At 33.8% G+C, this 14,578-nt stretch carries 9 protein-coding genes; 8 read left to right on the forward strand and 1 reads right to left on the reverse strand.

Features of this window, described 5'->3' with window-relative positions; genetic code table 11:
- Positions 1–116: 116 nt before the first annotated feature.
- The 3 genes from GQ47_RS16855 to GQ47_RS16865 all read left to right on the forward strand — a co-directional run bounded on the left by GQ47_RS16855 (position 117) and on the right by GQ47_RS16865 (position 3,790).
- A complete protein-coding gene (locus GQ47_RS16855; protein WP_238568002.1) occupies positions 117–1,070 on the forward strand; it encodes a hypothetical protein in 954 nt (317 codons plus the stop codon).
- A gap of 134 nt (positions 1,071–1,204) precedes the next feature.
- Positions 1,205–2,161 (forward strand): YheT family hydrolase, encoded by a 957-nt coding sequence (locus tag GQ47_RS16860; RefSeq protein WP_035650880.1) that lies wholly within the window; start codon positions 1,205–1,207, stop codon positions 2,159–2,161.
- 144 nt (positions 2,162–2,305) lie between these two features.
- On the forward strand, positions 2,306–3,790 hold the full coding sequence (locus GQ47_RS16865) for a DUF1254 domain-containing protein (protein WP_035650883.1): 1,485 nt from the start codon (positions 2,306–2,308) through the stop codon (positions 3,788–3,790).
- Positions 3,791–3,915: 125 nt separating this feature from the next.
- On the opposite strand, the gene GQ47_RS16870 is transcribed toward GQ47_RS16865, so the two are convergent.
- Positions 3,916–5,319, reverse strand: a complete 1,404-nt coding sequence (locus GQ47_RS16870; protein WP_035650886.1) for a DUF1254 domain-containing protein — start codon at positions 5,317–5,319, stop codon at positions 3,916–3,918.
- A gap of 451 nt (positions 5,320–5,770) precedes the next feature.
- On the opposite strand from GQ47_RS16870, the gene GQ47_RS16875 reads away from it, so the two are divergent.
- From GQ47_RS16875 to GQ47_RS16895, 5 genes are all read left to right on the forward strand, one after another.
- The gene (locus GQ47_RS16875; RefSeq protein ID WP_051951609.1) at positions 5,771–7,306 is read left to right on the forward strand and encodes a TlpA family protein disulfide reductase; all 1,536 of its coding nucleotides are present in this window, start codon (positions 5,771–5,773) and stop codon (positions 7,304–7,306) included.
- Between the two features lie 537 nt (positions 7,307–7,843).
- Positions 7,844–8,401, forward strand: a complete 558-nt coding sequence (locus GQ47_RS16880) for an RNA polymerase sigma-70 factor (RefSeq protein ID WP_035650890.1) — start codon at positions 7,844–7,846, stop codon at positions 8,399–8,401.
- 112 nt (positions 8,402–8,513) lie between these two features.
- The gene (locus GQ47_RS16885) at positions 8,514–9,443 is read left to right on the forward strand and encodes a FecR family protein (protein ID WP_035650893.1); all 930 of its coding nucleotides are present in this window, start codon (positions 8,514–8,516) and stop codon (positions 9,441–9,443) included.
- 60 nt (positions 9,444–9,503) lie between these two features.
- A complete protein-coding gene (locus GQ47_RS16890) occupies positions 9,504–12,878 on the forward strand; it encodes a SusC/RagA family TonB-linked outer membrane protein (protein WP_051951611.1) in 3,375 nt (1,124 codons plus the stop codon).
- 19 nt (positions 12,879–12,897) lie between these two features.
- A complete protein-coding gene (locus GQ47_RS16895; RefSeq protein WP_035650895.1) occupies positions 12,898–14,433 on the forward strand; it encodes a RagB/SusD family nutrient uptake outer membrane protein in 1,536 nt (511 codons plus the stop codon).
- Positions 14,434–14,578: the final 145 nt, after the last annotated feature.

The following is a 14,578-nucleotide window of genomic DNA, read 5'->3' on the forward strand; positions in this document are numbered from 1 at the left end:
TTATTGAAAAACAGTTTTTTAAATTTTATTACCTTTGTAAAAATATAAGTATGTTTCCGCTAAAAAAATATTTATCTCTAGTTGTTTTTTTGTTCTTATTGTCTTGCCAAAGTGAAATGGATGAACAGGGTAATAATACACAGGGAACAATGACAAATTCTTCGCCTCTGACTTCCTATCTGCAAAGAGTTGCAATGGTGCAAACCGTTCAGGATAATGTAATTGACGGATCGACTTACTGTACTATAAAACCTCCATACACAGTTACTGTCAATAACACACAAATTGCGATAAACAGCGCTGCAGATTATAAAAAAGTAACCGATAATATTAATGCAAGCAATGCTGATGATGATATCGTAAAAATAAATTTTCCGGTAACGATGGTATATTATAATTACATCGAAAAAAATATTCCAAATGAGGCCGATTTTAATTCCTTAATCGATTATTGGAACCAATATCCGGATCTTTTATCAAAAATAAATGGATTAAATATTAATTATCCCATCACAATTAATATTTATAACAGCGCGAATCAAGCTGCAAGTTCGACAACGATTATAAGCGATCAGGCGTTTTTTAATTTTATCAAAAATTTGAACGCCAGCCAGTATATTTCGTTAAAATATCCAATTTCTATAGTGGATTACAATAATCAGACAAAATCGCTTTCAAATAATTCAGATTTCGAAAATGCCATAAAATATGCAATCGATTATTGTCCTGAAAATAATATTGTAACGCTTGATTTTGTTGGTGCGATAACAAAAGGTTCATGGGGAATTCCTTATTATTTCAGTGATTCGGAAAAAACTTCTTCGTATAGCGGTTATTCGTTTGTTTTCAAAGGTGATAAATCGGTAGTGGCGACAAAAGGCTCAACTTCAGAAACAGGACAGTGGGATAGTAGTGTTCAAAATAATGTTAGAGAATTAAAACTAACTTTTAGCTCCGATTTATTAAGTAAACTAAACAACAATTGGAAATTGTTTGAGTTTAATAATTCTCAGGTAAGATTGCGGGATGTCAGCAATACTACTAATTATCTGTATTTTGAGAAAAAATAAAGTGTTATCTCAGTTTTATTCGGTTTAGATATTCAATATTTTTTTTGAGTTCGTGAAATAAAAAAGACAGTATTAATTTACATATTGATTGATTTCTTAAATTTGTAAGAACCAACATAAAAACTTTTTTAATCATGCCAATAATTGAACAATCAGAATATGATTCTCCCGCTATTATTCATCGCAACAGGCATGTCTCTACTATTTATGCCGCTTTGTTCAAAAAATTTGAAGTTCCTGGCTATACCAGAGAAAAACTTGAACTAAATGACGGCGATTTTATAAATATTGATTTTATTATAAATGATTCAAAGAAGGCAGTTATTTTATGTCATGGTTTAGAAGGTGATTCACGAAGAACTTACAATAATAGCTGTGCCTCTTATTTTGAAGAAAAAGGTTTTTCAGTTTTTGCCTGGAATAATCGCACTTGTGGAGGAGAAATGAATCGTTTGCCGAGGCTTTATCATCACGGCGCTGTTGACGATCTTGACGAGGTAGTACAGTTTGTTTTGAGAAAAGGATTCCAAGAGGTTTATATGATTGGTTACTCGATGGGAGGTGTTCAGTTGCTGAATTATTTTGGCTGGACAAAAATCGATGAACGTATAAAAGCTGCAGTTTCGATTTCTGTTCCAACACATATTGCAACAAGCGCTGAAGTACTTAAACAAGGTTTCAACAGAGTCTACTTAAAGAATTTTACAATTGATATTAAGAAAAAGCTGAAATACAAAGCAGCGCAGTTTCCTGATTTTATAAACAGCGATCAGATTGATAAAATCTCTTCTTTTGATGAAGTTGATCAGTATTTTACAGCACCTTTGCATGGTTTTAAGAGCAAAGATGATTATTATCAACGCGTATCTCCTGAATTTTCTCTTCAAAATATTACAACTCCGGTTTTAATAATTAATTCGCTTGATGATCCTTTTTTAGGAGAAAGATGTTACCCGAGAGCTATTGCAAAAAACAGCCGATATGTTTATCTGGAAACTCCAAAATATGGAGGACATTGCGCTTTTCCGCTTCGTGATTCAATGTATTCTTATGCCGAGAAAAGAGCTTTTGATTTTTTTGAATCGTTGTAAACTCTGGAGTAATACCTGTTTTTTATAATAAACTTTGTTGCATATTATAAGATGCAACCTATTTCAGATGCTAGTCTAATTGAAAATTGTTTTGCGGTAATAACTTTGATATTGTTTTAAAGTTTAACCCAAAAAGCATTTTCCATGAAAAAATTAGTTAGTATCTTTTTTCTGCTTTTGATAGTAACAAGTTGTAAAAAAGAAACCGAAAGTACCAAAGAAACCGCTGTTTCAAATGAGTCAGAGTCAGTTTCAGATTATGAATTTGTGGGAGGCTATCCTACAGATGCGGCAATAAAAAAAGCCTATGATGATGCCGATTTAACAAGAGCTATTCAAGCGTATAAATTTTTCTATCCAACGGTTTCTGGTGAAGGATTAGTTAAAGGAAATGACAGTATCAAGATTATTCCAAATAAATCATTTGGAACTTTAGATACCAAACCAGGACAAATTGGTTTTACCCTGAATTCAGACACACCTTACGGACCAATCCCAATTGATCTGACTGGCGGGCCTATGATTATAGATATTCCGAAAGGCCCCCTTATTGTGGTGGCAATGGATGTCAACCAACGATGGGTAGCAGATATGGGAATTCCTGGGCCTGATGCCGGAAATGGAGGAAAGCATTTACTTTTGCCACCTGGGTATAAAGGAGCAGTACCAGCTTCAGGTTATCATGTCTGGAAATCTTCTTCAAATAATTTAACTGTAGGTATTCGTTCGCTTCCTGTTGGAGGAGATGTTCAGGCTGCCATAGCCAGAATCAAAACAGTAAAAGTATATCCTCTGAATAAACCTGCAGACTGGAAAGAGCCAGTATGGCTTGACCTGACAGATAAACCTCAAAATACTACGCCTGTTGCTTGGGAAAATAATATCAAATATTGGGAAAATTTAAATGATGTTATACAGCGCGAACCTGTTTATGAAGGCTACAGAAATTATTATGGCGAACTGGCAGTTTTAGGGATTAAAAAAGGACAGCCTTTTAAACCTGATGACAGGTTAAAAGCAATTCTTGAAAAAGCAGCAAAAATAGCTAATGCACAAATGCGTGTACAATCGTTTGCTGATCGCCGTTCTGACCGTATCGTTTGGAAAGATCGTCAATGGGAATGGGTGGCACTCCGATTTGAAGATGGTGATTTTAATACACAAAATTACGTTGATCTTGATGGACGCGAAACATGGTTTTATCAGGCTATTGGAGCTTCTCCGTCTATGTTTAGAAGAAAAGAGGGCGGTGGTTCCTTGTATTGGTTAGGGCTTAAAGATGCTGAAGGAAAATATGTTGACGGTGGCAAAACGTATAAATTAACGATACCAACTCCGGTTCCGGCAAAATTATTCTGGTCGGTCACTATTTATGACGCTATAACGAGAAGTCAGGTCGCTACAGATCAAAACAAGGCTGCACTTCGTTCTTTGTTTGAGCTGAAAGACAAAATAGGCGGTAAAAGTATTGATTTATACTTTGGACCAAAAGCCCCGGCAGGTAAAGAAGGACAATGGATAAAAACGTTGCCAAACAGAGGTTGGTTTGCCTACATCCGTATTTATGGGCCTGAAACTGGTGCTTTTAACGGTACATGGAAGCCGGGAGACTTTGAAGAAGTGAAGTAAATTTATATCTAAATAGTAAAAATTCAATCAGAAAAAAAATCCCTATAATATATTTTTATAGGGATTTTTTCTATGTACTTATTAAAAAATTCAAGACCTCTCTGATCGTTTTTGTTTTTAAATAATTATTTCACAATTTCAGGTACAGGCATTTTCCAAACGTTGTTTATAACATCAGGCTCAGGGCCGTAAATTCTTGTAACAAACATGAATTTTTCATTTTTCGGAGTAGGAAGCCAGTTGCTTTCTTTATCTTTTCCAGGCGATGTACTTTGAAGATAAATAATCAGATCTCCATTAGATTCATATTTCAAACCTTTAGTTTTATTTCCAATCGAATATCTTTTAATCGGATTTGGAACCAGAAAACGTTTCGGAAGATTATACATGGTTATACTCCAGAAGTATTTTGCTTTGGGAAGTTCATTTTTGCTAAATTTTAGAATATAATTATTGTTTCCAGTAAGTGGCTGATTGTTTTTATCATTACTTCCTCCGGTATAAACTGCCTCTTCTTTTGTATTTCCATAAATTCCGGCTGCTGCAGCGACTGCACGATTTAAGTAGTTGTTTTTTAGTTCTGCTCTTGTGCCAAAAAGGTTTCCAAATTCTTTAAGATTATTTAAAGTAGTTTCTAGTTCCTGTTTACCTTCTGCAATTCCTTTTTCTATTGCTTTAATAGTTTCCGGCGAATATTTAGAACTATCAAAAGAAGTTCCCGGTACAATTCCGATTTTCGTAAAACGAGCCCTAAGTTCTTTTTCGCTACTGTCTTCGCTTGCGTATTGTAATAATGAATTTAATACATTGATAAATTCCAAAGAACCATAATCGCTTTCTTTCCATGAAGGAAGTGGAAGATTGTATTTTTTAAGCTGAGGAGCAGGCTGTTTCGTGTATTCGTGTAATGGAATTAGTTGGTATTGACCTTGAATTCTTTTCAGATTAGAAACATCGGACGGATCATGAAGCTGAGTTCTGCCGACTATAAATATTAAATTGGTTTCTGAATGTAATACTTTGTCAATTCCTTTTGGCGTTTCGCCCTTCCAATCCGGTCCTGCAATTAGATATTTTCCCGGATTATTTCCAGTTACACGGGTTCCGATATATTCGTAATTGAATGTATACAAATCTACGAGCTGCATTACGTAATATCGATCTTTTTCAATTTTTGGAACCTCGAGAACTACAGGCTCATTAGAAACATCAAGGGCAGCCATAGAATATGGAGTGTCATTATTTATTGTTATTACTAAAGTATCTGCAGGAGTAGCACTCGTTGCAAAGCTTTTAAATTTATTAAAACCAACATATGCTCTGTCTTCTTTGTTTAATGCGCTGGCGTAAATGGCTTTGTAATTATAAAATATTGGATATCCGTAGATCCACGCCTCTTTTGCTATGGCGGTTATAGAATCAGAAGATGCTGATGAGTCAGCAATGTTTTGATTGTCTTTTGGTTGATCTTTTTTGCAAGCTGTAACTGCTAAAAGCATGACGATTAAAAAAGCGGTTAGATTTTTCATAATTCAGAAGTTTGTTTCACATGAGATTCTTTTTCCAGTTTTAAAATTATAGGATAAAAGAAAATTTTACTTTTTTAAACCTTAAAAAATGGTTGCAGATTATAAATTGAAACAAGTTTATCTATTTGGATTATAACAGATTTGTAAAACTAAGGTGCAATTAAATTGTAATAATACTTCTTAATGTTATTTCAGATTCAACAGTGTAGAAGCATATAGAAAGCGCTATAAAAGTGAAAATATCCATTTAACTGATTGTTTGAAGGATGATTTGATTGGAATTATATTGTTTTAGATATTAAAAAAGTAAGAAAAAAGCTTTTGGATTAGGGGATATGTTTGTTTTTATACACTTATGTATTAGTATGAAAAATAATACATCCAGCTATTGAAATATTTCTAAACAAGTCTATTTGAATTTTAGAACAAAGAACTAAACATTTTAATAATCATGAAACACAGTAAACACCAGATTTCGTTATTGGCAAGGCAATTTTTTGCCATACTTTTTTCTCTTACCATTTCTTTTTCAGCTTTTGCACAGAAGGCTACAATTAAAGGGATATTTGAAAGGGTGCCGGATGGAGCCTATATATCTTTACCAAACAAATATTTTGATAGCAAAGAGGAGACTCACTTTCAAATTCCTATAGAGTCAACAGGAAATTTTAGTGTTGAAATTAACATTTCACATCCTCAAATAGCAAATCTGGTCTATTACATTGAGAGTATAAGAACTATCATATCATGTGATTTATTTGTTTCACCTGGAGATGATTTTCGCATTACAATTGATTCATCACTAAAAGCGGAAAATGTAAAAGTTAAGGGAACACATCAAGAGAATAATCAGTTACTAAATTCTTTGTCACGTTTTGACGAGGAAAAATTTACTGGAGATACTCTTCCAGATAGGGCTTATAAAGAGATCAAAGATATTTCATTACATAATAAAAATGTTCTGGATAAATATATCAAAACCTACAAGCCTTCAAAGGAATTTATAAAAACATGGCAATTTAATCTAGAATATTTCGCGCCTCAAGCTTTCTACTCCTTTGAACAAAACAACAAATTTAGTAATCAAAAGGCTTATGTTCGTAATTTGAATAAATGGAAACAATGTAGGGAGGAATTATTTTCGAAAATTAAAATAAACAACGACGAAGCAATGAATGCTCCATTTTATCTACATTTTGTTTATGATATTTTGGGACGTAAGAAGGAAGAACTATGGCATGAGGCTTCTGGGGCTAATCAGGCTATCTTTTTTAAGGAATGGTATAATGCTTCTGTTGAAGAAGGTGGTAAGCTCTTTTTTGATGATATGACAAATATATTGACCGAGAAAATTATTCAAAAATATTATACAGGAAGATCAGCCGAATATGCTTATGCTGTCTTTTTTACAGAATCTCTTGAAGCTGAAAATAATAAAAATTTGCCACAAATTTTCGAAAATTTCAAGAATCAGTTTCCTAATAGCAACTATATAAATCAATTTGAACCTGCGATTAATAAAATCATTGAAAACAATAAAAAAGCTTTGAATGATAAAATGATTTTTGTAGACAAAGGGGATCAGTTGAAAAATTTTGATGAACTTATCAGCCAGTTTAAAGGAAAAACTGTTTTGATTGATATGTGGGGAACCTGGTGTGCACCTTGTCGACAAGAAATCAATAAAAATAGTCAGGCTTTGCATGATTATTTTAAAGATAAGGACGTTCAATTCTTATATGTAGCGAATCACGATAGCCATAATCCTGAAAACTGGAAAAAGCTTATCTCGTATGAAAGTTTAGAAGGATTCCACATTCTTGCTAATGAAGCACTGACACAAGATATTATGACTAAAACCAAAGGGCAGGGGTATCCAACCTATATTGTGTTAAGTAAAGATGGTAGTTACGAGCTTTCGAAAGCAGGATATCCTATGGAAAGGGAAGTGTTGATAAAGCAACTGGAATCGGCAATTGCCAAGTAAAAAAAAATAAAAAGGTGTATAAAACAAAAAACCTGCAAATCCTAAGATTTGCAGGTTTTACTTTTTTGTGGGGAGAGCAGGATTGAATCTTAAGCTTGAAATCTGCATATTACCTGCATTTATTCTTTTTTAAATCTGTATTGCCACAATATTGCATGAAAATCAAATTTCTAAAAAACGTCTTAACTTTTTGTGGCAAAAAAGGCATCCACTCCGCTTGTTAAATATCTTTTAAAATCGCCTTAGCCATTTACTGCAAAATTAGAGGAATCTGAAATTTCAAAAGTGCAAGTAGACTTACTTACAGCTAACCTTTGACTTCAAATGTTAATAATATGTTTCATTTTACTATGGTTTTATTAATGTAAACGTAACCTAATCGACCTACCCCAAGTTTTAATTTTGGAGACATATAAGAAGAACCCAATACTTTGTATATGTCATTTTTTAAAGAACACGAACATTATCAGAACCCAATCAGAAAAAGTGTTTCTGCCAGCGCTTTTCTTTTGATTATTCATACCAAAATAATGTATCATGTATAAGAAGTTTACAGACGAAGAACTTGTCGAATTATTAAAATCGGGCAAGGATAAAGCTTTTGATGAACTTTATTTTAGATATCGCGATGTACTTGTTCGATTTGTTTATTTGAGAATGAAATCAATCGCAATCTCAGAAGAAATTGTGCAGGAAGTTTTTACCTCTATTTGGGAACGACGCAAAACAATTGTAATCCAGAAAAGTTTTGCGGCTTACATCTATACTTCTGTTCGTTACATGACTTTAGATTATATAAAATCTCACGAAGTTACGGGTCAGTATATTCAGGAAGTTTTGGATAAAAACGTGGTGGCTTATACAAGTCAAAACGCAACAGAAGATGCTATTTATTATGATGAATTGCGAAAAGCTGTTGATGAAGCGGCAATGTTGCTTCCTAAAAAATCAAAAGAAGTTTTTATTCTAAGCCGTGTAAAACATTATACCAATAAAGAAATTGCCGAAGAACTTAATGTTTCTATCGAAACGGTAAAATACCATATTACGTATGCGCTAAAATTCATGCGTACCTATTTAGGCGAATTCAACTAAAAGTAAAATTCAGATTAAGAATCCAATTTTTTCTTAACAGAAGCGTAACCTTCTGCGCCTACCTCAAAATTCAATTTCCAAGACATACTATTAAAGACATAAAGAAATTATAATGCCTGAAAATTCAAATAGCGAAAACAACGAAATAAAAAACTTCTTAGACGGAAAGTATTCCCCGAAAGGGCAAGAAATGTGGAATAAATGGTACGACCGTACAGATGATTTTTTTGATAATATGGAAGTAATTCAGTCCGATCGTTCACAGTTAAAAAAAGAATTAAGACAAATCAAGAATACGGGTAAAGTTATTTCCTTTCAATATAAAAACTGGGCTGTTGCCGCATCTTTAATTTTCTTAATGGGATTATCGGTGTTTTTTTATCAAACATCAAATTCTGTTGAAAGCAAACAATTTGCAGTAAAATTAGGCGAACATGCTCAAATAAAATTAAGCGATGGAACACAAATCTGGCTAAATGCAGGAAGTGTGCTAAAATATCCTACAGTATTTAAAGGAAGTACTAGAGAAGTGTACTTAAGCGGAGAAGCTTTTTTTGATGTAGCCAAAGATAAAAAGCATCCTTTTATAATTCATACCAATAAAATGGATACAAAAGTGCTCGGAACCAGTTTTAATGTTCAGGCTTATCCAGACCAAAGAACGCAAGAAGTTTCGGTGATGACGGGAAGAGTAAACGTGAAATCGACTGTTACTGAGGAAAATGTATATGTAACACCAGGACAAAAAGTGGTTTTTAAATCACACGATAATAAACTTCAGGCTTTTAAGGATATTCCGGTAAACACGATTTCGTTGTGGCGAAAAAATATTATGGTTTTTGAAGAAACACCGCTGACAGAAGTTGTTGCCACGATAAATCGCAATTATAATGTTGCCATTGAAATCAAAAACAAAAATTTAACCCCTTTAAAAATAAGTGGATATTTTAAAGAAATGCCTGCCGATCAGGTAATTGGACTGGTATGTAATATCATCAATGCCAATTATAAAATGGATTCAGGAATTTATAAAATAGAATAATTCAAAAATAAACTACGTAGAAACTCAATAAACAAAACAATTAAACTAAATCTAAAAATTATGAATGAAAAACAAATGCGGTCTGCCGTAAAGTGCCAGAGCATAATGACAATAGGGATGAAATTATTCCTGTTTATGGCTTTGTTTTTTGCGGCGGTGACAGTAAACGCCGAGAATGTTGACATTAATCAAAGAGTAACTTTGAAAGTTGAAAATGAAAGTATAAAAAATATATTTCAAAAAATTGAAAATCAGGTTGATGTGCATTTTATGTACGAAAGCAGCCAAGTCAATACCAATCAGAAATTAAGTTTAAAACTCAATAATGTAACGCTAGAACAAGCGTTAGATAAAATCTGTGGCGCTGCGCTTCGATATGAAATTGTGAACAATAATATCGTAATTAAGAAAAATCTAAAAGTAGCAGATCAGAACAAACTTATTATTTCTGGAACTGTTTATGGCGGAGACGATAATATGCCTTTGCCAGGTGTTGGAATTAAAGATAAAGGTTCTAACGCAACAGCTACAACAGATTTTGATGGAACATTCAAAATGGAAATCAATGCTTCAGAAGCGACGCTTGTTTTTTCTTATGTTGGATATGTAAATCAAGAAGTAAAAGTGACTAGTTCGCAAAACATTACTGTAAAATTAGCAGCCGATGTAAAACAACTTCAAGAAGTAGTTGTGATGGGTTACGGAAGTGTGAAAAAAAATGAAGTTTTAGGAGCTGTAGGTTCGGTTTCGATGAAAGAAACAGCGAGCAGAACGTACAACAATGCTGCCGAATTATTACAAGGAACTGTTGCTGGAGTTACGGTTATTAATGATGGTGGTGATCCAACTTCTTCGCCAACAATCAATATTCGTGGTATCGGATCTTTAAATGCTGAAACGCCTTTAATTGTTTTAGACGGAATTATTTACAGCGGATCTTTAAATACTTTAAATCCAAATGATATTGCTTCGATCAACGTTTTGAAAGATGCGGCTTCTGCAGCAATTTATGGTGCGAGAGCTTCTGGAGGTGTAATTTTAATTACATCTAAAAAAGGAATTTCGGATAAAATTAATGTAAATGTAAATTATCAAGGTGGTTTTCAAAATGTAGCAAAAAAACTAGAGGTTTTAAACGCTGCAGAATATGCTGATGCTATGAATCTAGCAAGAGATAATGCAGGTTTGCCAAGAATTCCAGCATTTGATCCTGCTTTTGAACCAACAGCAAGAACAACAAAAACAAACTGGATGGACGAAATTTTCCATACAGGAGAAATTCAGGATTTATCTCTTTCTGTAAACGGAAAAACAGAAAAAACAAATTTCTTTCTTTCTGGAAGTTATAGAAAAAATGAAGGTATTTTGCTGAATACTTACGGAGAACGTTATACAGTTAGAGCAAATTCATCTTTTAAACTGGCTGATAATTTTACTATTGGAGAAAATTTATCATACTCTTTAACAAATGGTCAAACGGCTAATACTTCAAGTTCGTACACAGGAGCAATTCAAGCGGCAATTTTGTATCCGCCAAATGCAACGATTTACAGAGAAGATGGTTCTGGACAATTTGGTGGTGTTCCTGAGAAATATATTGGTTCTTATGGAGACGTAATCAATCCGGTGGCGTATTTGAAAAGATTAGATAATAAAAATCCAATTTCTACCATTTTGATCAATCCGTATGCAGAGTGGGAAATTGTTCAAGGACTGAAAATTAAATCAAACTGGGGTTATACCAGAATTCAGGATAACGCAACAGATTTTACTGTAAAAGTTACAGAACCTGGAAAAATATTCGATTTCAATAGATTGACATTGAAGAATATGACAATTACCGATTTATTGAGCGAACAGACTATTTCTTACGAAAAATCATTTGGAAAACATAATTTGAAAGCTTTAGCTGGATATACTTTCCAAGAAACTAAAAGAGATTTTTATACAATTGAAGGAACTGGTTTTGACAACGAAGATCCATCACAACGCTATTTATTGAATGCCAAATTAATTCAGCAAACAGGAGCAGGAAAATCAGATGAGATTATTTCTTCTTATGTGGGAAGAATTAACTACGATTTCAATCAAAAATATTTATTATCAGGAATCGTACGTCGCGATGGAACTTCAAAATTATTAGAAGAAAATCGTTGGAAAGTATATCCTTCTTTTTCTGCAGGTTGGTTAATTTCTGAAGAAAGTTTTATGAAAGGTTTGGAGCCAATTGTAAGCAGTCTAAAATTACGTGCAAGCTGGGGGGAAATTGGAAATTTAGGAAACCTTGGACCATATCAATTTAGTGTGCCTTTATCACAAACTCAGGCTTTAATTGGAGCTACACCATCAATCAATTACGGATATGCTGAAAGCGAATTATCAAACCCTAACTTAAAATGGGAAAGCTCTGAGCAGACCAATATTGGTTTAGATTTTACAATGTTGAATAACAGTTTAATCGGATCTGTTGATGCTTATGTTAAAAAGAACAAAGACATGTTGGTTCGTGATCAATTGCCAGGAGTTTCTGGAACTCCACAAGGAAGAATTGTAAACTCTGGAGATGTTGAAAATAAAGGTATTGAGGTTAGTTTAACGTACCAAAAAACACGTGGAGATTTTAAATTTGATGTTACAGGAAACGCTGGATTCTTAAGCAATAGAATTGTTTCTATTAAAGACGATTTAAGTTCTCTAGAACCGCTAGGTTTAAGTCGAGTTCGTAGTTTGCCTTTAGCAAATATTTATCAGGTTGGAAGTCCAGTTGGTGCTTTCTATGGATATGCAACTGACGGATTATTTCAGAGTAATGCTGAAGCAAAAGCGTATGTAAACTCAAATGGTGTTGCGTATCAGCCAAATGCAGTTGCTGGAGATATTAAATTTAAAGATGAAAATGGAGACGGCGTAATCAACAACAGTGATAGAGTAGTATTGGGAAGTCCGTTTCCAAAAACAACTTACAGCTTAAATGCTAATTTCAGATACAAAGGATTTGATATGAATATCTTCTTTACGGGAGCTGCAGGAAATAGTGTTTTCAATGCAGTGAAATATACAGGTTTAAATGCTTCTTTTCCAGGTTATAATTTACTTGCTGAATCTAAAGATGCATGGTCGCCAACAAATACGAATACAAACGTGCCAGTTCTTTCTTCAACAGACAATAACAATAACTTCGGACGTATTTCTGATTTGTATATTGAAGATGCTTCTTTCTTAAGATTGAAAAACGTTTCGATTGGTTATACAGTAAATGAAAGCTGGTTGAACGGAAAAGCGAAATTGAGATTCTTTATTTCGGGACAAAACCTTTTTACAATCACAAAATATTCTGGAATGGATCCTGAAGTTGGTCTTAGAAGTTTTGGAATGGATTTAGGAAAATATCCGCTTTCTCGTATTTACATGACAGGTGTTAACGCAACTTTTTAAAAAATAAAAAACAATTGAAATGAAAAAAATAAGTCTTTTATTAATGAGTTTGGTGCTTTTAGCTGGCGTTTCGTCTTGCGAAAGTGAACTTGATGTGGTTCCACAAGGAGCTCCGTCAAGCGGAAATTTCTGGAAAACACCAGCAGATGCAAAAGCCGGAGTAAACGCAATTTACGCTCTGTATTCTGATGATAATATGTATGGTCGTGGTTTCTTTTGGTTAAATAATGCCAGCGACGATATTGGAACAAAACCGAGACAAAATGCAGAACGTATTAAGAATTTTATTGTAGACGGAGCTGAATCAGATACAAAAGATATCTGGAGAATTCACTACGAAATCATGAAACGTTGTAATGATGTTATTCGCAATATTCCAAATATGCCTTTAGAAGAAAGCACAAAAAATGGAATGTTGGGTGAAGCTTATTTTAATCATGCTGTAATGCATTTAGAATTGGCTTATCGTTATGGTGATGATCGTGCCGGAATTCCTATTCAGGACAGAGCAAACCCAACAAATGTTTATGTTCCTCGTGCTAAAAATGTTGCCGAAAATTATGCATATATCGCTGCCGATTTAATTAAAGCTGCCGATTTATTGCCATACTTTAATCAGCTTACACCAGACAATTACGGACGCGCGCACAAAACTGCTGCGTGGGCTTATTTGGTTCGTACATATTTGTATGCAAAAGATTGGGACAATGCGATTAAATATGCTAACATGATTGTAGCAAGTGGAAAACATAAATTGCTTGACAATTTTGAAGATGTGTTTAAAATTAGTAATAACTGGTCTACAGAATACATTTGGTCGGTAACTTCAAGTGCACAAAATACTTCTTTAGGATCTATTTTCCCTGGAGTTTGTTTAGAAGATAAAGGCTGGGGAGTTTACAACGGCTGGGGAAATTTCTATCCAACAAAAGAATTGTTTGATACTTACGCAGTGAACGATAAGAGAAGAAGCGCTACAATTTTACAAAAAGGAGACAAGTTTGTTTATTTTGGAGAAACAGTAACTTTTAATGAAGGAAAATATGTTGTAAGTTCAAGTAACAGAACAGGTTATCAGTTTAAAAAATATATGGAGCCATTCAGTTATCCAAAAACAACATCTGGTGGAGTCGATATTCGTTATGTAAATGCTAACGGAGATAAACCTTCAACAGCTTTAAACGTTCCGCTTTTGCGTTATGCAGATGTGATTTTGATGTTAGCGGAAGCGAAATTAATGAAAGGTCAAAATGCAGATACAGAAATCAATATGATCCGTCGTCGCGCAGGTCTTACCGATCTTTCTGGAGCAACATTAACTGATTTAAAAAGAGAAAGAAGATGCGAATTAGCAGGAGAATGGACAGATCGTCATTTCGATTTAGTGCGTTGGGGAGATGCAAAAGATACTTATGCAAAACCATTGCACCATTATGATGGAAGCGTAATTTATCCTGCTCGTAATTTTAATCCTGCGATACACCATGTTTGGCCAATACCACCAGACGAAATTGCAGTGAGCAAAGGTGCCTTGACTCAAAACCAAGGTTGGTAATCAATAATTTCATTGTGTTTTTTTAGTTTTTTACGCTGCAGTCTTTGTCAGGAGGCTGCAGTTGTAAAAAAATAGTAAAACCTTTTTTTGTTTCAAAACATATCAAGAAGTTACCTACAGCTTTTTGCTATTTAATTTATTTTCG

Source organism: Flavobacterium sp. ASV13 (assembly GCF_000745775.1).
Taxonomy (GTDB): domain Bacteria; phylum Bacteroidota; class Bacteroidia; order Flavobacteriales; family Flavobacteriaceae; genus Flavobacterium.

Excerpts from the sequence above, each read along its gene's own strand:
- GQ47_RS16855 (WP_238568002.1), top strand. The coding sequence starts at position 117 with ATGGATGAACAGGGTAATAATACACAGGGAACAATGACAAATTCTTCG.
- GQ47_RS16865 (WP_035650883.1), top strand. The coding sequence starts at position 2,306 with ATGAAAAAATTAGTTAGTATCTTTTTTCTGCTTTTGATAGTAACAAGT.
- GQ47_RS16880 (WP_035650890.1), top strand. The coding sequence starts at position 7,844 with ATGTATAAGAAGTTTACAGACGAAGAACTTGTCGAATTATTAAAATCG.
- GQ47_RS16890 (WP_051951611.1), top strand. The coding sequence starts at position 9,504 with ATGAATGAAAAACAAATGCGGTCTGCCGTAAAGTGCCAGAGCATAATG.
- GQ47_RS16875 (WP_051951609.1), top strand. The coding sequence starts at position 5,771 with ATGAAACACAGTAAACACCAGATTTCGTTATTGGCAAGGCAATTTTTT.
- GQ47_RS16895 (WP_035650895.1), top strand. The coding sequence starts at position 12,898 with ATGAAAAAAATAAGTCTTTTATTAATGAGTTTGGTGCTTTTAGCTGGC.
- GQ47_RS16870 (WP_035650886.1), bottom strand. The coding sequence starts at position 5,319 with ATGAAAAATCTAACCGCTTTTTTAATCGTCATGCTTTTAGCAGTTACA.
- GQ47_RS16860 (WP_035650880.1), top strand. The coding sequence starts at position 1,205 with ATGCCAATAATTGAACAATCAGAATATGATTCTCCCGCTATTATTCAT.
- GQ47_RS16885 (WP_035650893.1), top strand. The coding sequence starts at position 8,514 with ATGCCTGAAAATTCAAATAGCGAAAACAACGAAATAAAAAACTTCTTA.